The 17,763-nt window shown below is 70.3% G+C and carries 16 protein-coding genes; 10 read left to right on the top strand and 6 right to left on the bottom strand.

Annotated elements, in window-relative coordinates; genetic code table 11:
• Nucleotides 1-59: 59 nt before the first annotated feature.
• The 3 genes from OG210_RS00595 to OG210_RS00585 all read right to left on the bottom strand — a co-directional run bounded on the left by OG210_RS00595 (nucleotide 60) and on the right by OG210_RS00585 (nucleotide 4,408).
• Entirely contained in the window at nucleotides 60-2,474 is a 2,415-nt protein-coding gene (locus OG210_RS00595) for a Tex family protein (RefSeq protein WP_328333769.1), read from the bottom strand.
• 174 nt (nucleotides 2,475-2,648) lie between these two features.
• Nucleotides 2,649-3,503: a hypothetical protein gene (locus OG210_RS00590; protein WP_328333771.1), complete on the bottom strand. Its 855-nt coding sequence runs from the start codon at nucleotides 3,501-3,503 to the stop codon at nucleotides 2,649-2,651.
• Between the two features lie 140 nt (nucleotides 3,504-3,643).
• On the bottom strand, nucleotides 3,644-4,408 hold the full coding sequence (locus tag OG210_RS00585) for an enoyl-CoA hydratase-related protein (RefSeq protein WP_328333773.1): 765 nt from the start codon (nucleotides 4,406-4,408) through the stop codon (nucleotides 3,644-3,646).
• 248 nt (nucleotides 4,409-4,656) lie between these two features.
• Here OG210_RS00585 and OG210_RS00580 point away from each other — a divergent pair, with 248 nt between their 5' ends.
• The gene (locus OG210_RS00580) at nucleotides 4,657-5,160 is read left to right on the top strand and encodes an ATP-binding protein (RefSeq protein WP_328335677.1); all 504 of its coding nucleotides are present in this window, start codon (nucleotides 4,657-4,659) and stop codon (nucleotides 5,158-5,160) included.
• Here the strand turns inward: OG210_RS00580 and idi are convergent.
• The 3 genes from idi to galE all read right to left on the bottom strand — a co-directional run bounded on the left by idi (nucleotide 5,126) and on the right by galE (nucleotide 8,051).
• Complete coding sequence (gene idi, locus OG210_RS00575) at nucleotides 5,126-5,686, bottom strand: isopentenyl-diphosphate Delta-isomerase (RefSeq protein ID WP_371534731.1); 561 nt, start codon at nucleotides 5,684-5,686, stop codon at nucleotides 5,126-5,128. The genes OG210_RS00580 and idi overlap by 35 nt on opposite strands.
• Nucleotides 5,687-5,983: 297 nt before the next feature.
• The gene (locus OG210_RS00570; protein WP_371534729.1) at nucleotides 5,984-6,925 is read right to left on the bottom strand and encodes a cation diffusion facilitator family transporter; all 942 of its coding nucleotides are present in this window, start codon (nucleotides 6,923-6,925) and stop codon (nucleotides 5,984-5,986) included.
• Between the two features lie 142 nt (nucleotides 6,926-7,067).
• Nucleotides 7,068-8,051 (bottom strand): UDP-glucose 4-epimerase GalE, encoded by a 984-nt coding sequence (gene galE / locus OG210_RS00565; RefSeq protein WP_328333779.1) that lies wholly within the window; start codon nucleotides 8,049-8,051, stop codon nucleotides 7,068-7,070.
• Between the two features lie 263 nt (nucleotides 8,052-8,314).
• Between galE and OG210_RS00560 the strand changes: the two genes are divergently transcribed.
• From OG210_RS00560 to hpnD, 9 genes are all read left to right on the top strand, one after another.
• Entirely contained in the window at nucleotides 8,315-10,090 is a 1,776-nt protein-coding gene (locus OG210_RS00560; RefSeq protein WP_328335678.1) for a DUF5941 domain-containing protein, read from the top strand.
• Complete coding sequence (locus OG210_RS00555) at nucleotides 10,087-10,839, top strand: sugar phosphate nucleotidyltransferase (protein WP_371534726.1); 753 nt, start codon at nucleotides 10,087-10,089, stop codon at nucleotides 10,837-10,839. Before OG210_RS00560 ends, OG210_RS00555 begins: the two co-directional genes overlap by 4 nt.
• Nucleotides 10,827-11,888, top strand: a complete 1,062-nt coding sequence (locus tag OG210_RS00550) for an iron-containing alcohol dehydrogenase family protein (protein WP_328333787.1) — start codon at nucleotides 10,827-10,829, stop codon at nucleotides 11,886-11,888. The genes OG210_RS00555 and OG210_RS00550 overlap by 13 nt, the downstream gene beginning before the upstream one ends.
• Nucleotides 11,866-12,645 carry a CDP-alcohol phosphatidyltransferase family protein gene (locus OG210_RS00545; protein ID WP_328333789.1) on the top strand — a complete coding sequence of 260 codons (780 nt, stop codon included), beginning with the start codon at nucleotides 11,866-11,868 and terminating at the stop codon, nucleotides 12,643-12,645. The genes OG210_RS00550 and OG210_RS00545 overlap by 23 nt, the downstream gene beginning before the upstream one ends.
• A gap of 50 nt (nucleotides 12,646-12,695) precedes the next feature.
• Entirely contained in the window at nucleotides 12,696-13,541 is an 846-nt protein-coding gene (locus OG210_RS00540) for a glycosyltransferase (RefSeq protein ID WP_328335679.1), read from the top strand.
• Nucleotides 13,542-13,638: 97 nt separating this feature from the next.
• Nucleotides 13,639-14,568, top strand: coding sequence for an ABC transporter permease (locus OG210_RS00535; protein WP_328333791.1), 930 nt, complete (start codon nucleotides 13,639-13,641; stop codon nucleotides 14,566-14,568).
• Nucleotides 14,561-15,346: an ABC transporter ATP-binding protein gene (locus OG210_RS00530; protein WP_328333793.1), complete on the top strand. Its 786-nt coding sequence runs from the start codon at nucleotides 14,561-14,563 to the stop codon at nucleotides 15,344-15,346. The genes OG210_RS00535 and OG210_RS00530 overlap by 8 nt, the downstream gene beginning before the upstream one ends.
• A gap of 470 nt (nucleotides 15,347-15,816) precedes the next feature.
• The gene (gene hpnC, locus OG210_RS00525; RefSeq protein WP_371534722.1) at nucleotides 15,817-16,737 is read left to right on the top strand and encodes a squalene synthase HpnC; all 921 of its coding nucleotides are present in this window, start codon (nucleotides 15,817-15,819) and stop codon (nucleotides 16,735-16,737) included.
• Nucleotides 16,734-17,684, top strand: coding sequence for a presqualene diphosphate synthase HpnD (gene hpnD, locus OG210_RS00520; RefSeq protein WP_371534720.1), 951 nt, complete (start codon nucleotides 16,734-16,736; stop codon nucleotides 17,682-17,684). The genes hpnC and hpnD overlap by 4 nt, the downstream gene beginning before the upstream one ends.
• Nucleotides 17,685-17,763 lie beyond the last annotated feature (79 nt).

Here is a 17,763-nt window from a genome sequence, read left to right as displayed (position 1 = left end):
GGGCCCTGATGGGCGCGCCCGGCCTGTGCGTCAGGTCATCCGGCGGCAGGAACCACGGGTCAGCCGCGGCCCTTGCCCTTGCTCTGCCCGGGGTCCGTGAGCCCGGCCCGCCGCAGTGCGTCCGCCATCGCGCTGTTGGCCGGTGCCGGGGCCGCCGCCCGGCCGCCGCCACTGCCGCCGCCGCGCCGGCCTCCGCCGCCCTGCCGCTGCTGCGGAGGCCGGCCGCCCTGGCCGTCCTGCGCCTTCCTGCCCCGGTCCTGCCGATCCCTGCCGCCGCCGCCCGGCTTGGCCCCGGCCTCGTCGTCGAGCCGCAGGGACAGCGAGATCCGCTTGCGCGGGATGTCGACGTCCATCACCTTCACCTTGACGATGTCGCCCGGCTTGACCACATCACGCGGGTCCTTGACGAACGTCTTGGACAGCGCGGACACATGCACCAGGCCGTCCTGGTGCACCCCGATGTCGACGAACGCGCCGAACGCGGCGACATTGGTGACCACGCCCTCCAGGACCATCCCCGCCGTCAGATCGCCCAGCTTCTCGACACCCTCCTTGAAGGTGGCCGTTTTGAAGGCCGGCCGGGGGTCGCGCCCCGGCTTCTCCAGCTCGCGCAGGATGTCCGTCACCGTCGGCAGTCCGAAGGTGTCGTTCACGAACTCGGCCGGATCCAGCGAGCGCAGCAGCGCGGCGTTCCCGACGAGCGAGCCGCCGCCCGCCTTCTTGGTCATCGTCCGCACCACCGGGTACGCCTCCGGGTGCACGCTCGACGCGTCCAGCGGGTCGTCGCCGTCCCGGATGCGGAGGAAGCCCGCGCACTGCTCGTACGCCTTGGGGCCCAGCCGCGACACGTCCTTGAGCGCCTTGCGCGACCTGAAGGGGCCGTTGGCGTCGCGGTGCGCCACGATGTTCTCGGCCAGCCCCGAGCCGATACCGGAGACCCGGGAGAGCAGCGGGGCGGACGCGGTGTTCACGTCCACGCCGACACCGTTCACACAGTCCTCGACGACCGCGTCCAGCGAACGGGAGAGCTTCACCTCGGAGAGGTCGTGCTGGTACTGCCCGACCCCGATCGACTTGGGGTCGATCTTGACCAGTTCGGCGAGGGGATCCTGGAGCCTGCGGGCGATCGACACCGCGCCCCGGAGCGTCACGTCCATGTCGGGCAGTTCCTGCGAGGCGAAGGCGGACGCCGAGTAGACGGAAGCCCCCGCCTCGGAGACCATCACCTTCGTCAGCTTCAACTCCGGGTGCTTCGCGCACAGTTCACCGGCGAGCTTGTCCGTTTCGCGTGATGCGGTGCCGTTCCCGATCGCGATCAGGTCGACCGCGTGCTCCTTCGCCAGCCGGGCCAGCTTGGCCAGCGCCTCGTCCCACCGGTTCGCGGGGACATGCGGGTGGATCACATCGGTGGCCACGACCTTGCCGGTCGCGTCGACCACGGCGACCTTCACACCCGTACGGAACCCGGGGTCGAGTCCGAGCGTGGCACGGGTCCCGGCGGGCGCGGCCAGCAGCAGGTCGCGCAGATTGGACGCGAAGACCTTGACCGCGTCGTCCTCGGCCGCCGTCCGCAGCCGCAGCCGCAGGTCGATACCGAGGTGGACCAGGATGCGGGTGCGCCAGGACCAGCGCACCGTCTCGGCGAGCCATGCGTCGCCGGGCCTGCCGCGGTCGGCCACCCCGAAGCGCCGCGCGATCATCGACTCGTACGCCGAGGGCCCTGCGGTGTCCGACGGCTCCTCCGGCTCCAGTACCAGGTCAAGCACGTCCTCCTTCTCGCCGCGCAGCATCGCCAGCACCCGGTGCGAGGGCAGCGCGGTGAACGGCTCGGCGAACTCGAAGTAGTCGGCGAACTTGGCGCCCTGCTCCTCCTTGCCGTCCCGCACCTTCGCGGTGAGCCGCCCGCGCGTCCACATCCGCTCACGCAGCTCACCGATGAGGTCGGCGTCCTCACCGAACCGCTCGGTGAGGATGGCGCGTGCGCCGTCCAGTGCGGCAGCCGGATCGGCGACGCCCTTGTCCGCATCGGTGAACGCCGCCGCAGCCGCGAGCGGTTCCACCGAGGGGTCGGCCAGCAGCCCGTCGGCGAGCGGCCCGAGACCGGCCTCACGCGCGATCTGGGCCTTGGTCCTGCGCTTCGGCTTGAAGGGCAGATAGATGTCCTCCAGCCGGGCCTTCGTCTCCGCGGCCCGGATCTGCGCCTCCAGCGCGTCGTCGAGCTTGCCCTGCTCCCGTACGGACTCCAGAACTGCCGTCCGCCGCTCCTCCAGCTCCCGCAGATAGCGCAGCCGCTCCTCCAGCGTGCGCAGCTGTGCGTCGTCGAGCATCTCGGTCGCTTCCTTGCGGTAGCGCGCGATGAACGGCACGGTCGAGCCGCCGTCGAGCAGCTCGACGGCGGCCTTCACCTGCCGTTCCCTGACGCCGAGCTCCTCCGCGATCCTGCTTTCGATGGAAACTGGGGTGGTCGTGGTCACGATCCCGTACCGCCTTCTCGCTGAGCTTGCCGCATTCTTCCGGAGCAGCCCCCGGACCCCGCGGGGTGAACGGTCCGCCGGTGGGAGCCGGACCGCCGCCGCGCGGGAAAACAGTGCATCAGCATTGTGGCAGGCGGCGCCGACAGGGCGGGGATCACGCCGCTCCGGCCCGGATCAGCTGAGGCTCGACGGGAAGGCGCCGGCCGCCGCCGCGGTGGTGAGGAAGCCGCGCGCCAGCTCGGTGAGGCGCTCTACGCCCTCGGCGCCGAGGTGTTCGTACGGCGCGAGGTCGAGGCGGTCGGTGTCCGACTCCACGTCCTGGCGGAGCTGGGTGCCCGCTTCGGTGAGCCCGCCGTCCGCGTCCAGAAGCCCGCGCCCGCGCAGCCGCTCCACGGCGGCGTCCCAGTCGCTCCGGTTCCAGCCGCGGGTCGCGAGGATCCAGCGGGGCGCCATGCCCTTGCCGGTCGCCGTGTGGCTCACCAGCGCCTCCAGCGGGTCGAGCCCGGCGGCGAGCAGCACGGCGAGGTGGCCGTCGCCCCGGTGCTCGCGCAGCAGCGTCGCCGCGTGCCAGAACGCGAGATGGGGCTGCTCGGGGACCGGCAGGTCGGCGTGGGCGGAGTACAGCGGCCGGGCGTGCCGGGTGCAGGCCTCGGCCGCGCGCAGTGCGAGCCGCGCCGCCTCGGCCATCGTGTCGGACGCGACCGCCTCATCGCCGAGCAGCCGCCGCAGCGTGGCGTCGGCGGCGCGTAGCCGGGCGTCGAGCACGGCCTGCGGTGCGGCCGTCTCCCACACGGCGGGTACGTGCCTGGCGATCAGCTCGGGGTTGAAGTTGTAGAAGGCGGCGGCGATCGTGCCGGGGCCCACGGCCCCCATCGCCGCACCGCGCCCGGCGAAGTAGGCGGCGCCCGCGTCGTCGATCCCGATACCGGCGAGCTGCTCGGTGAAGTCGGGGGAGAAGTAGAGCGTCGAGTGCAGGGGGTTGACGGAATGGTGGCAGCGACGGCCGGCGCGCGGCTGGAGCGAGGTCATGGCCTGGATGTTACCGACTGGTCGGTACGGGAGGAAGGGACGGCGGCAAAGCTGATGGCGGGAAGGCGGGAAGGCGGGAAGGCGGGCGGCGGACGGGGCGGGGAAGACGGAAGGCGGATGTCAGGAAAGTGGGACGGGTCTCACCGCGGAACCGCCCCGGAGCGGGGGGTCCAGGTGAAGCGGGGCTCCCGCCGCTCCAGGAACGCCGCGACCCCCTCCGCCGGGTCGTCGGAGTCCCGCGCCGCCGCCCGCCAGTACGCGCCCCGGTCGTCCCGGCCCGCGGTGAACTCCTTGGCCGCCGTCTGCGTCAGCTGCGAGCGCGACACCAGCACCCGGCTGAACTCCGCCACGCGCGGGCCGAGCAGGTCCACGGGTACCACCTCGTCCAGCAGGCCGGTCCGCAGCGCGTGGTCCGTGCCGATCAACTCGGCCGAGAACAGCAGGTACTTGGCGGTCGCCGGGCCCACCAGCGAGGCCAGCCGTGCGGTGGAGGCCGCCGGATAGACGATCCCGAGCTTCGCCGGAGTCACCCCGAACAGGGACCCCTCCTCGGCGAACCGCAGGTCGCAGGCCGCCGCCAGCTGGCAGCCGCCGCCCACGCAGTACCCGCGCACGGCGGCGAGCGTCGGCTTGGGGAAGGCGGCGAGGGCCTCCTCGGCCCGGACGGCGAGCCGCTGGGGGTCCTCGCGGGGGTCCCGGAGTGTCGATATGTCGGCGCCGGCGCAGAAAGTGTTCCCGGCTCCGGTCAGGACCAGGACGCGGACGGCGTCATCGTCCGCCAGCCGGTCGAGCAGCACGGGCAGGGCCCGCCACATGGCAGCCGTCATGGCATTGCGCTTGGCGGGGTTGCTGATCACGACGGTGGCGACCCCGTCGGCGACGGTGTGCTGCAGCTGCGGCTCCATGGGCCGGATGCTATCCGGCCCGGCCCGCTGGTGATCGGACGGATCGTGCTGACGGTCTTCGACAGGAGACCAGAATGAAGAGAACGGAATCAGAAGACCAGAAGTTGTCACGCTTTTAACAGGGTCAGTCGCATTCCATCGAATAGCGCCGATTGGTGCTGACTTCTGTTCAGCTGCTCGGTGCGGACCAGCTCATTCCCAACACTCAATGCGTGGTCACCATCGAGCGCGAGGGCGGGAGCCGGAATATGGAGAGCCGCGGGACCAACAGCCCGCCCGACCCGGCGGTCGCCGGCTCCCTGCCCTACGAAGGCGTCTGGCGGTTCACCGCCCCGGCGGTCGACATCTCCGTACCGCAGGCCCGGCACGCCGTACGCGACCTTCTGTCGCGCCAGCAGGTACCGGTCGGCGGCGACACCGTCCAGGGCCTGCTGCTGATCGTCTCCGAGCTCGTCACCAACGCCGTACGCCATGCCGCGCTGCTCTCCCCGGAGGTGGCCGTGGAGGTCGCCGTCGGGGCCTCCTGGATCCGGGTGTCGGTCGAGGACAACCACCCCTACCGGCCGAAGGCGCTGGACGCGGACCAGGGGCAGACCGGGGGGCGCGGTCTGATGCTCGTACGCGAGGTCACCGCTGAGGCCGGCGGGACCTGCGGTGTCGAGCAGACGGCGAGCGGCGGCAAGGTCATCTGGTCCGCACTGCCGCTCGCCCCTGTCGTTACCAGCCCCCGTTCGGCCCCGTCAGCTCTCTGACGGCGGGGCGTGCGGCATCGAGCACCGTCATGAACCACGAGGAGAACGGCGCGGAGGAGTGCCGCTCGCCCAATTCGGTGGCGGTGACGAACGCCGTGTCGTCCACCTCGTCGGGGTCCGGCCGCAGTTCCGCCTGGGCGAGTCCGACGAACAGGTGGTTGAACTCCTGCTCCACCAGGCCCGAGTCGGGGTCCGGGTGGTTGTAACGCACGGTGCCCGCCTCGGCGAGCAGCGCCGGGGAGATGCCCAACTCCTCGTAGGTGCGCCGGGCCGCCGCGGCGAAGGGGGATTCGCCCGGATAAGGGTGCCCGCAACAGGTGTTGGACCACACGCCTGGGGAGTGGTACTTGCCCAGTGCCCGACGCTGGATCAGCAGCCGTCCCGCCCCGTCGAAGAGGAACACCGAGAAGGCCCGGTGCAGCTGACCGGGTGCCTGGTGGGCGGCGAGCTTCTCCGCCGTTCCGATGGTCCTGCCGCTCTCATCGACCAGTTCGAGCATGATCGCTTCTGCTGCGCCGTTCGACATAACCATCCTTCGCATCGGGCGTCACCGGCTCCTCAGTCTGCCGTACAAAAGCGGCTTGTCCGCACTTCGGAGCGCGGGACGTGTCGGTGCCCCCGCCACACTGCGTGGCAGAGCCACCGACCGGAATATCAGAATTCGGCGGCTGCCGGGAAACCGGCCCCGTGCATCGCGTACAGCACATATGCTGCACAGTCCGTATGCGTCGCCGTACTCGCGGTGGTCCACACGCCTTCCGCCCGGACGGGATCGAACATGCCGCCGGAGAGGGGTTGTTCGGTCAGCGGGGCGGCGAAAGCCTCAGTGGCAGAGCTTCGCCTCGTGCTCCGCGTGGCCGCCCGGCTCCAGCTGGAAGGTGCAGTGCACGACGTCGAAGTGGGCGCCGAGGCAGCCCTGCAGATCGTGCAGCATCTTCTCGTGACCGATCGCGTCCAGGGTGTCGGGGCTGACCACCACGTGCGCGGAGAGGACCGGCATCCCCGAAGTGATCGTCCACGCATGCAGATCGTGGACGTCGGCCACCCCGGGAAGGCCCAGGATGTGGGCCCGCACCTCGCCCATGTCGACGTTCTTCGGGGCCGCTTCCAGCAGTACGTCGAGTGTCTCGCGCAGCAGCTTGACCGTACGCGGAACGATCATGAGGGCGATGATGATCGAGGCCACGGGGTCGGCCGCCTGCCAGCCGGTCGTCAGGATCAGGGTGGCCGAGATCAGCACGGCGACCGAGCCGAGCGCGTCGGCCATCACCTCCAGATAGGCGCCGCGGACATTGATGCTCTCCTGCTGCCCCCGGACGAGGATGGAGAGCGAGATCATGTTGGCGACCAGACCGATGAGGCCGAAAACGATCGTCAGGCCGCCCGCCGTCGCGGTCGGCGTGATGAAGCGCTGGATCGCCTCGTACAGGACATAACCGCCCACGCCCAGCAGCAGAAGGCAGTTGGCGAATGCGGCCAGGATCTCCGCCCGCGCATAGCCGAAGGTCCGGTTCCCGCTGGCGGGGCGGTTGGCGAAGTGGATCGCCAGGAGCGCCATCGCCAGCCCGAGCGCGTCCGTCGCCATATGCGTCGCGTCCGCGAGCAGCGCCAGCGAGTCGGCCAGCAGACCGCCGGTGATCTCCACCACCATCACGGTCAGCGTGATGCAGAGCGCGATGCGCAGCCGGCCCCGGTGAGCGGCCCCGGCGGTTCCGGTCGGCGGCGGTCCGCCGTGCGAATGCCCGTGGTCGTGCCCAGCCCCCATGAGAGCGCCTCCCGATCGTGAGCGTGCCGGTCCGAGAGGTCAGCCAACTACGGGGTAGGGGTATCGGGCAACACGAGACCGAACACCATTGTCAGCCACCCTGACCTGCGGAAATAATGGCAGGTCAGGATGGGGCGCGAGATCATTTGCGGCGCGCGCCGGGGTGTCGCAGACACCAGCCGTCCCAGGCCGACTCGACCATCTCGCGCACCCCGCGCGAGGCCTTCCAGCCGAGCTCCGTTGCGATCAGCTCGCCCGAAGCGACGGCCTTCGCCGCGTCGCCCGGGCGGCGCGGCTCGACCATGGGGGACATCGGCAGCCCGGTGACCGAGGCGACGAGATCCGCCAGTTCGCGCACCGATACGCCCGTACCCCGGCCGACGTTCAGTGTGAGATCCCCCGCACCGCCGTCGGGCGACAGCTTGCGGGCTACGGCGACATGGGCGTCGGCGAGATCGGCGACATGGATGTAGTCACGGATACAGGTGCCGTCGGGTGTGGCGTAGTCGGCGCCGAAGATCCGCGGTTCCTCACCCCGGGTCAGCCGGTCGAAGAACATCGGGATGACGTTGTGGACCCCGGTGTCGGCCAGCCCGGGCGCGGCCGCACCCGCCACATTGAAGTAGCGCAGGCAGGCGGTGGACAGCCCGTGCGCCTTGCCCGCCGCCCGCACCAGCCACTCGCCGGCCAGCTTCGTCTCGCCGTACGGATTGATCGGCGCGCAGGGCGTCGACTCGGTGATCAGCTCCACATCGGGCACCCCGTAGACGGCGGCCGACGAGGAGAAGAGGAAGCGCCGCACCCCGGCCGCGACCACGGCCTCCAGCACCACGGTCATGCCGTGCACATTGTCCCGGTAGTAGCTCAGCGGGTGCTCCACGGACTCCCCGACCTGCTTCTTGCCCGCGAGATGCACCACCCCGGTGACTCCGTGAGCGGCCAGGGTGGCGTCCAGGAGTCCGCGGTCGAGCACCGAGCCGCGCACCAGCTCGACTCCGGCCGGAAGGCGCTCGGCGAGCCCGCTCGACAGGTCGTCCAGCACGACGACCCGCTCGCCGTCCGCCACCATCGCCCGCGCCACATGCGCTCCGATGTACCCCGCCCCACCTGTGATCAGCCACGTCATACCGGCCACCCTAAGACACCCCGGCTCCGCCTCTTCCGAGCGGAGCGGGAGCACGGTTTGTGGGGCGAGGCATGGATCGATCATGATGACCGCAGCAGGTGGCCCGGGGTCATGACCGGTCGGACCGGGACGTAATCGGGACGTAAACGGGCCGTGAACTCCTGCTTCCGTCCATCCGATAGCCTCTGCCGACATGCCGCCCGCCCCTGCCGGGAGCGGGCCGTCTCCGCGTGTGTCACGCCAGCTCCAAGGAGTGAGTTCGTCTGTCGACCGCCATCCTCGCCGGTGCGCCGGTACCCGGATCGTCGCTGGAGGGCGATCTGCGGTCGCTGGGCTTCGATGTACGCATCGCAGCCGACGCGGCAGAGACCGCGCAGCTGCTCACCGCCGCACCCGCAGACGAGCGCGTGGCGGTCGTCGACACCCGTTTCGTCGGCCACCTCCACTCGCTCCGGCTGGGGCTGACCGATCCCCGCTTCGCGGCGGCCGCGGTCCCCGGTGCGCTCACCGTCCAGCCGGAGGCGCGCCCCGCGCTCAACCGCGTACTGGCGGGTGCGGAACCGCGCCCCGATGCCCTGGCCACGGCCCTGGAGAGCGCCGGCACCCCCGTGCAGCGCCCCGAGCTGGGCACCCTCATCGCCTCGGTCCCGCAGGACCCGCAGTCCCGCCACGAGGCCAGGGCCGCCGTCGCCGCCGTCGATGACGAGGCCGTGCGGCTCCGTACGGCGGTGAAGTCCCGGGACGGCTTCTTCACGACGTACTGCATCAGCCCCTACTCGCGGTACATCGCGCGCTGGTGCGCCCGCCACGGGCTGACCCCGAACCAGGTCACCACCGCCTCGCTGATCACCGCGCTGATAGCGGCGGCCTGCGCCGCGACCGGCACCCGCGGCGGATACATCGCCGCCGGAGTGCTGCTGCTCTGCTCCTTCGTCCTGGACTGCACGGACGGACAGCTCGCCCGGTACTCGCTCCAGTACTCGACGCTTGGCGCCTGGCTGGACGCGACCTTCGACCGGGCCAAGGAGTACGCCTACTACGCGGGGCTCGCGCTGGGCGCGGCCCGCAACGGCGACGACATCTGGGTGCTGGCCCTCGGCGCGATGGTCCTCCAGACCTGCCGCCACGTCGTGGACTTCTCCTTCAACGAGGCCAACCACGACGCGAGCGGCAACACGAGCCCCACCGCCGCCCTCTCCGACAAGCTCGACAGCGTCGGCTGGACGGTCTGGGTGCGCCGCATGATCGTGCTCCCGATCGGTGAACGCTGGGCCATGATCGCCGTGCTCACCGCCGTGACCACCCCACGGATCGTCTTCTACGCGCTCCTCATCGGCTGCGCCCTGGCCGCCTGCTACACCACGGCCGGCCGGATCCTGCGCTCGCTGACCCGCCGGGCCACCCGTACCGACCGCGCCGCCCAGGCACTCGCCGATCTCGCCGACTCCGGCCCGCTCGCCCAGTTCTTCGCACGGTTCCTCAGGGGACCGCGCGGCGCCCTGCCGGTGATCGCGTTCGCGGGCGGTGCCCTCGTGGTGGCGGTGTCGCTCTTCGCGCCGGTCGGCAGCTGGTGGCCCGCCGCGGCCGCCGCCGTGTACTGCGTACTCTCCGGAACGGCCGTCTCGCGCCCGCTCAAGGGCGCGCTCGACTGGCTGGTGCCCCCGGTCTTCCGGGCCGCCGAATACGTCACCGTCCTGGTGCTCGCGGCACGCTCCGACGTCCACGAGGCGCTGCCCGCGGCTTTCGGCCTGGTAGCGGCTGTCGCCTACCATCACTACGACACGGTCTACCGCATCAAGGGCGGCACCGGCGCGCCGCCCCGGTGGCTCGTGCGTACGATCGGCGGCCACGACGGCCGGACCCTGGTGGTCGCCGTACTCGCCGCCGTACTCACGACTCGGCACACCACCGGTGACGGTTTCGCTGTCGCGCTCACGGTGCTTGCCGTGGCCGTGGCGATCGTGGTGCTCGCGGAGAGCATCCGCTTCTGGGTGTCCTCCGGAGCACCCGCTGTACATGACGAAGGAGAACCCGCATGATCGGCCTCGTACTGGCGGCCGGCGCAGGCAGGCGTCTGCGCCCCTACACCGACACGCTGCCCAAGGCCCTCGTGCCCGTCGGCCCCGAGGGGGAGGGCGAGCCGATCACCGTTCTCGACATCGCGCTGAGCAACTTCGCCGAGGTCGGACTCACCGAGGTCGCGGTCGTCGTCGGCTACCGCAAGGAGGCGGTGTACGCCCGCCGTGCGGAGTTCGAGGCCAGGTACGGCGTCAAGATCACGCTGATCGACAACGACAAGGCCGAGGAGTGGAACAACGCCTACTCCCTCTGGTGCGCCCGTGAGGTGCTCAAGCAGGGTGTGATCCTCGCCAACGGCGACACCGTGCACCCGGTCTCCGTCGAGAAGACGCTGCTCGCCGCGCGCGGCGACGGCCGCCGGATCGTCCTCGCCCTCGACACGGTGAAGCACCTCGCCGACGAGGAGATGAAGGTCATCACGGACGGCACCGACGCCGTGACCAGGATCACCAAGCTGATGGACCCCTCGACGGCCACCGGTGAGTACATCGGCGTCACCCTCATCGAGCCCGAGGCCGCCGGGGAACTCGCGGACGCACTCGAGGTCACCTTCGAGCGCGACCCCGACCTCTACTACGAGGACGGCTACCAGGAGCTGGTGAACCGCGGCTTCCGTATCGACGTGGCCCCGATAGGCGATGTCGCCTGGGTCGAGATCGACAACCACGACGACCTCGCGAAGGGCCGTGGCATCGCGTGCCAGTACTGACGAGGCTCATCCCGTCCCCGGTCGTCGTCGACATCAGCAGCGGCGCCCTCGACGACCTGGCGGGCCTCCTCGCCGACCAGCGGATCTCGGCCTCGGGCAAGCTCGCTCTCGCCGTCAGTGACGGCTCCGGCCGGGCGCTGCGCGAGCGGCTCGCACCGGTACTGCCCGGCGCCGACTGGTACTCGGTCGCCGACGGCACCATCGACTCCGCGGTGCGGCTGGCCGACGGCATCAAGGGCAAGCGGTACGACGCGGTGGTCGGCCTCGGCGGCGGCAAGATCATCGACGTGACGAAGTACGCGGCGGCCCGGGTGGGCCTTCCGATGGTCGCCGTCGCGACGAACCTCTCGCACGACGGCATCTGCTCACCGGTGTCGACCCTGGACAACGACAACGGACGGGGCTCGTACGGGGTCCCGACCCCCATCGCGATCGTCATCGACCTCGATGTGATCCGTGAGGCACCGCCCCGCTTCATCCGCTCCGGCGTCGGCGACGCGATCTCCAACATCTCGGCCATCGCCGACTGGGAGCTGTCCCACAAGATCAACGGCGAGGCGGTCGACGGCCTGGCGGCAGCCATGGCCCGCACCGCGGGCGAGGCGGTCCTGCGCCACCCCGGCGGGGTCGGCGACGACGAGTTCCTGATGGTGCTCGCCGAGGGGCTCGTCCTGTCCGGCATCGCGATCTCGATCAGCGGCGACACCAGGCCCTCGTCCGGCGCCTGCCACGAGATCTGCCACGCCTTCGATCTGCTCTTCCCCCAGCGGGCCGGCAGCCACGGCGAGCAGGTCGGCCTCGGCGCGGCCTTCGCGATGCACCTGCGCGGCGCGGCCGAGGAGGCCGCACTCTTCGCCGACGTCCTGCGCCGGCACGGCCTGCCCGTACTGCCCGGCGAACTCGGCTTCAGCGTGGACGAGTTCGTCCAGGCCGTCCAGTACGCCCCGCAGACCCGCCCCGGGCGCTTCACCATCCTGGAACACCTCAACCTGTCCGCAGACCAGATCAAGGACGCTTACGCCGACTATGCAAAAGCCATCGGTAGCTGAACTCCGCCCGGTCGTTCACCCTCCGGGCGTCAAGGACCGGCGGAGCGGCGAGCACTGGGGTGGCCGGCTCTACATGCGCGAGGTATCGCTGCGCGTGGACCGGCACCTGGTGAACACGCGGATCACGCCCAACCAGCTGACCTACGTGATGACCGTCGCCGCCGCCTTCGCCGCCCCTGCCCTCCTCGTGCCGGGGATCTGGGGCGCGGTGCTCGGCGTGCTGATGGCTCAGCTCTATCTGCTTCTCGACTGCGTCGACGGCGAGGTCGCCCGCTGGAAGAAGCAGTACTCGATGGTCGGCGTCTATGTGGACCGCGTAGCCGCTTATGTACTGGACGCCGCGGTCCTCGTCGGCTTCGGGCTGCGCGCGGCCGACATCTGGGGTTCCGGGCGTATCGACTGGCTGTGGGCCTTCCTCGGCACCCTCGCCGCCCTCGGCGCCGTCATGATCAAGTCCGAGACCGACCTCGTCGGTGTCGCCCGTCACCAGCAGGGGCTGCCGCCGGTCAAGGAGACGGCGTCCGAGCCGCGCTCCTCCGGCATGGCGCTGGCCCGCAGGGCCGCCGGGGCGCTGAAGTTCCACCGGCTCGTCCTCGGGATCGAGGCGTCGCTGCTGATCCTGGTGCTCGCGATCGTGGACCAGATCAGGGGCGACCTGTTCTTCACCCGGCTCGGCGTCGCCGTGCTGGCCGGTATCGCGCTGCTCCAGTCCGTGCTCCACCTCGTGTCCGTCCTCGCTTCGAGCAGGCTCAAGTGACGGCCCCCGGCGCAAGCGGCTCCGCGAAGGTCGGCGCGGTCATCATCACGATGGGCAACCGCCCCGACGAGCTGCGCGCACTGCTGGACTCCGTCGCCAAGCAGGACGGCGACCCGGTCGAGACGGTCGTCGTCGGCAACGGCGCGCCCGTGCCGGACGTCCCCGAAGGCGTACGGACCGTCGAACTGCCCGAGAACCTGGGCATCCCCGGCGGCCGCAACGTCGGCATCGAGGCCTTCGGCCCGGCCGGCACCGACGTCGACATCCTGCTCTTCCTCGACGACGACGGTCTGCTGCCCAACACCGACACGGCCGAGCTGTGCCGCCGGGCCTTCGCGGCCGACCCCGAGCTGGGCATCATCAGCTTCCGGATCGCCGACCCCGACACCGGGGTCACCGCGCGCCGCCACGTTCCCCGGCTGCGCGCATCCGACCCCATGCACTCCTCGCGCGTCACGACCTTCCTCGGCGGGGCCAACGCCGTACGGTCCAAGGTCATCGCCGAGGCCGGACCGCTCCCCGGCGAGTTCTTCTACGCACACGAGGAGACCGACCTGGCGTGGCGGGCCCTCGACGCCGGCTGGATGATCGACTACCGGTCCGACATGGTGCTGCACCACCCCACCACGGCCCCGTCCCGGCACGCGGTCTACCACCGCATGGTGGCCCGCAACCGCGTCTGGCTGGCCCGCCGGAACCTGCCCGCACCGCTGGTGCCGGTCTACCTGGGGGTGTGGATGCTGCTCACGCTGGTCCGCCGCCCCTCCGGAGCCGCGCTCAAGGCATGGTTCGGCGGGTTCAAGGAGGGCTGGACGACTCCCTGCGGACCACGCCGACCGATGAAATGGCGTACGGTCTGGCGGCTGACCCGGCTGGGTCGGCCTCCGGTGATCTGAGAAGCTCGATTCTGAGAGCATCGGACGTACTCCGGGACCCGGCATCCGAGCCCGGTCCCGATCCGGCAGCGCATCTTGAACACGAAAGTTTCAACTTGTGAGTGACACAACCCATGACGGAGCAGTCGCGCTGAGCGACCGCCCGTCTCCCGACGACGGTCTGTCCTCGGCCGAGCTGGCCGGGAAGTACGGCCTGTCGGTGAGCGGTGCCCGGCCTGGACTCATGGAGTACGTCCGCCAGATCTGGGGACGGCGCCACTTCATCCTGGCCTTCTCGTCCGCGAAACTGTCAGCCCAGTACAGCCAGGCCAAGCTCGGCCAGGTCTGGCAGGTGGCGACCCCGCTGCTCAACGCGGCGGTCTACTACTTCATCTTCGGCCTGCTCCTCAACACCAGGCGGGGGCTGCCGCACGACGTCTTCATCCCGTTCCTGGTGACCGGGGTCTTCGTCTTCACCTTCACGCAGAGCTCGGTGATGGCCGGAGTCCGGGCGATCTCGGGGAACCTCGGGCTGGTGAGGGCGCTGCACTTCCCGCGCGCCTCGCTGCCCGTCTCGTTCGCGCTCCAGCAGCTCCAGCAGCTGCTGTACTCGATGATCGTGCTGATCGTGGTCGCCGTCTGCTTCCACAGCTATCCCTCGCTGTCCTGGCTTCTGGTCATCCCCATTCTCGTGATGCAGTTCGTGTTCAACACGGGCCTGGCCCTGATCATGGCCAGGCTCGGCAGCAAGACGCCCGACCTCGCGCAGCTGATGCCGTTCATCATGCGTACCTGGATGTACACGTCGGGCGTGATGTTCTCCATCACGGTCATGCTCAAGGGCAAGCCGCCGTGGATCGCCCATGTACTCCAGTGGAATCCGGCCACCGTCTACATGGACCTGGTCCGGTTCGCCATGATCGACGGTTACGGCGCCGAGAACCTGCCTCCGCACGTCTGGGCGGCCGCAGCGGCCTGGGCGGTCCTGCTGGGCCTCGTGGGCTTCGTGTTTTTCTGGAAGGCTGAGGAGCGGTACGGCCGTGGCTGAGGTAATCAATCAGGGGCGCATCCCCACGGTCATCGCGGACGACGTGCACATCGTGTACCGCGTCAACGCCGGCGGTGGCGGCAAGGGCGCGGCCACCGCCGCGCTCAGCCGCATCGTGGGCAAGGACAAGAGCGCCGCGCGCGGTGTCCGCAAGGTGCATGCCGTACGCGGGGTGACCTTCACGGCCTACCGCGGCGAGGCCATCGGCCTCATCGGCTCCAACGGCTCCGGCAAGTCCACCCTGCTGCGGGCCATCGCCGGACTGCTGCCGACGGAGAGCGGCAAGGTCTACACCGACGGCCAGCCGTCGCTGCTCGGTGTCAACGCCGCGCTGATGAACGACCTGACCGGCGAGCGCAATGTCATCCTCGGCGGTCTGGCCATGGGCATGTCGCGCGAGGAGATCCGCGAGCGGTACCAGGGGATCGTCGACTTCTCCGGCATCAACGAGAAGGGCGACTTCATCACCTTGCCGATGCGGACGTACTCGTCGGGCATGGCGGCGAGGCTCCGGTTCTCCATCGCGGCGGCCAAGAACCACGACGTCCTCATGATCGACGAGGCGCTGGCCACCGGCGACCGCAAGTTCCAGATCCGTTCGGAAGAGCGCATCCGCGAACTGCGCAAGGAAGCCGGCACGGTCTTCCTCGTCAGCCACAGCAACAAGTCGATCAGGGACACCTGCGACCGCGTCCTGTGGCTGGAGAAGGGCGAACTGCTGATGGACGGCCCGACCGAGGAGGTCGTCAAGGCGTACGAGAAGGAGACAGGCAAGTAACTGCCTGGCCGGATCTTCCCGCCTGCCCGCAGCGGCCCCCGCCGGAACCTCCGGCGGGGGCCGCTGCCGTGCGGTCACCCGCCGGACGCAACATCCCGACACGCCGGTGCGAGCAGGGTGTTCAGGCCAATGACAGACCGTCGTACACAGGTCCGGGCGAGTCAAGTGATCGTCAAGTACTGTGCGTGCGGGGAAGGTTGCGGATGATTGGAGTGTTCTTGTGATGCACGCTGCACCCCGCTGACGTGCCAGTCGTTGTACAACGTAAGCTGTACCGGTGCTGATTCACGGCAAGCAGGGTCTTCACCCTGCGTCGCCAGCCCGGCGTCGCCTTGCCTGACGGTCCGCGCGGCGTGTCCGAAATGGGTTGTATTGAGTCGGCAGTGTAGAACGGGAGATGTGACGGCAATGGCAACGGACGTGTCCCAGCTCCGCGATGGTTCCGCCGTTCCCGCGCCTGGCAGTATGCGGTGACGGGCGTCCGGGACGCGGGCACCGACAGCCATGCGCGCACCACACTCGACAAGGCGTCCGGGGAGAACTTCCCGGTAGCGCCGTTCTTCCTGCCGCGCGCCTGGCGCGACGACCTGATGGCGGTCTACGGCTACGCCCGGCTCGTCGACGACATCGGCGACGGGGACCTCGCGTCCCCTGCGGCCGAGGCCCGGCTGCTGGGGCTCGACCCCGCGCGCGCCGACGACCGCCTCGCGATGCTCGACGCGTTCGAGGCCGACCTCCGCAGGGTTTTCGCCGGACCCGGCGAGCAGCCGCGCCACCCCATCCTGCGCGCGCTCCGGCCGACCGTCCGCCGCTGCGCCCTCACCCCTGAGCCGTTCCTCGGGCTGATCGCGGCCAACCGCCAGGACCAGACGGTCCGGCGCTACGAGACCTACGAGGACCTCCTCGCGTACTGCGAGCTCTCGGCCAACCCGGTCGGCCGTCTCGTCCTGCAGATCACGGGCACGGCGAGCCCCGAACGCATCCGGCGGTCCGACGCCGTCTGTACGGCGCTGCAGATCGCCGAGCACCTCCAGGACGTCGCCGAGGACCTCGGCCGCGACCGCATCTACCTGCCCGCCCAGGACATGAAGGAGTTCCACGTCCAGGAAGCGGATCTGGCGGTCCCGAGCGCGGGCGCATCGGTGCGCTCGCTCATCGCCTACGAAGCCGAACGCGCCCGGGGTCTGCTGAATGAAGGCGCCCCGCTGGTGGGTAGCGTCCATGGCAGGCTCAAGCTGCTGCTCGCCGGGTTCGTGGCCGGTGGAAGCGCCGCTCTCCAGGCGGTCTCCGCCGCCGGATTCGACGTGCTCCCCGGACCGCCCAAAGCCACCAAGCTCGGCCTGTTGCGCGAAACGGGAGCCGTCTTGCGAGGAACGCGTAGAGAGGGGTGAGCCGGACCGTGGAGGGACAAACGCCGGTTTCGGGGCCCGTGGTGGCCGCGTACACGTACTGCGAGGCCGTCACAGGACAGCAGGCGCGTAATTTCGCGTACGGCATCAGGCTGCTGCCCGCCGACAAGCGGCAGGCCATGTCCGCGCTGTACGCCTTCTCGCGACGCGTGGACGACATCGGTGACGGGGAGCTGGCACCCGACGTCAAGCGGGAGCGGCTGGAGTCGACGCGCGAACTCCTCGGACGGATCCGCGAAGGAGCCGTGGAGGAGGACGACACCGACCCGGTCGCGGTGGCCCTGACCGACGCGGCACGCCGGTTCCCGATCCCGCTCGGCGGGCTCGACGAACTCATCGACGGCGTACTGATGGACGTACGCGGCGAGACCTACGAGACCTGGGACGACCTGGAGGTCTACTGCCGTTGTGTCGCGGGCGCCATCGGCCGGCTCTCGCTCGGGATCTTCGGCAACGCGGCGAGTGCGGCCGCCGCCGACCGGGCGTCCCAGTACGCCGACACGCTCGGACTCGCCCTCCAGCTCACCAACATCCTCCGGGACGTCCGTGAGGACGCGGGCAACGGCCGCACCTATCTGCCCGCCGAGGACCTCGCCAAGTTCGGCTGCTCGGAGGGCTTCCACAGCGCGACACCGCCCGCGGGCTCCGACTTCGCCGGTCTTGTGCACTTCGAGGTCCGCCGCGCCCGCGCCCTGTTCGCCGAGGGCTACCGGCTGCTGCCCTTCCTCGACCGCCGCAGCGGGGCGTGTGTCGCCGCGATGGCCGGTATCTACCGGCGCCTCCTGGACCGCATCGAGCGCGACCCCGAGGCGGTCCTGCGCGGCCGGGTCTCGCTGCCGGGCCGGGAGAAGGCGTACGTCGCGGTCCGTGGTCTCTCCGGACTCGACACCCGGAACATCACACGTCAGAGCGCCCGGAGGCGCGCCTGATGCCCCTCGACAGACCCGCTCCGCGACGGTCCGCCGAGCGGTACTCAACCTCCGGGGAAGATCACGCGTCCCTGACTTC

It is taken from the genome of Streptomyces sp. NBC_00466 (genome assembly GCF_041433995.1).
Classification (GTDB): domain Bacteria; phylum Actinomycetota; class Actinomycetes; order Streptomycetales; family Streptomycetaceae; genus Streptomyces.
Note: the sequence above shows the minus strand (reverse complement) of the source record. Positions and strands in the feature narration are given on the sequence as shown.

Bases quoted from the DNA above. Each gene is read 5' to 3' on its own strand.
- OG210_RS00590 (WP_328333771.1), bottom strand. From the start codon at position 3,503: ATGACCTCGCTCCAGCCGCGCGCCGGCCGTCGCTGCCACCATTCCGTC.
- OG210_RS00585 (WP_328333773.1), bottom strand. From the start codon at position 4,408: ATGGAGCCGCAGCTGCAGCACACCGTCGCCGACGGGGTCGCCACCGTC.
- OG210_RS00580 (WP_328335677.1), top strand. From the start codon at position 4,657: ATGGAGAGCCGCGGGACCAACAGCCCGCCCGACCCGGCGGTCGCCGGC.
- idi (WP_371534731.1), bottom strand. From the start codon at position 5,686: ATGTCGAACGGCGCAGCAGAAGCGATCATGCTCGAACTGGTCGATGAG.
- OG210_RS00570 (WP_371534729.1), bottom strand. From the start codon at position 6,925: ATGGGGGCTGGGCACGACCACGGGCATTCGCACGGCGGACCGCCGCCG.
- galE (WP_328333779.1), bottom strand. From the start codon at position 8,051: ATGACGTGGCTGATCACAGGTGGGGCGGGGTACATCGGAGCGCATGTG.
- OG210_RS00555 (WP_371534726.1), top strand. From the start codon at position 10,087: ATGATCGGCCTCGTACTGGCGGCCGGCGCAGGCAGGCGTCTGCGCCCC.
- OG210_RS00545 (WP_328333789.1), top strand. From the start codon at position 11,866: ATGCAAAAGCCATCGGTAGCTGAACTCCGCCCGGTCGTTCACCCTCCG.
- OG210_RS00540 (WP_328335679.1), top strand. From the start codon at position 12,696: ATGGGCAACCGCCCCGACGAGCTGCGCGCACTGCTGGACTCCGTCGCC.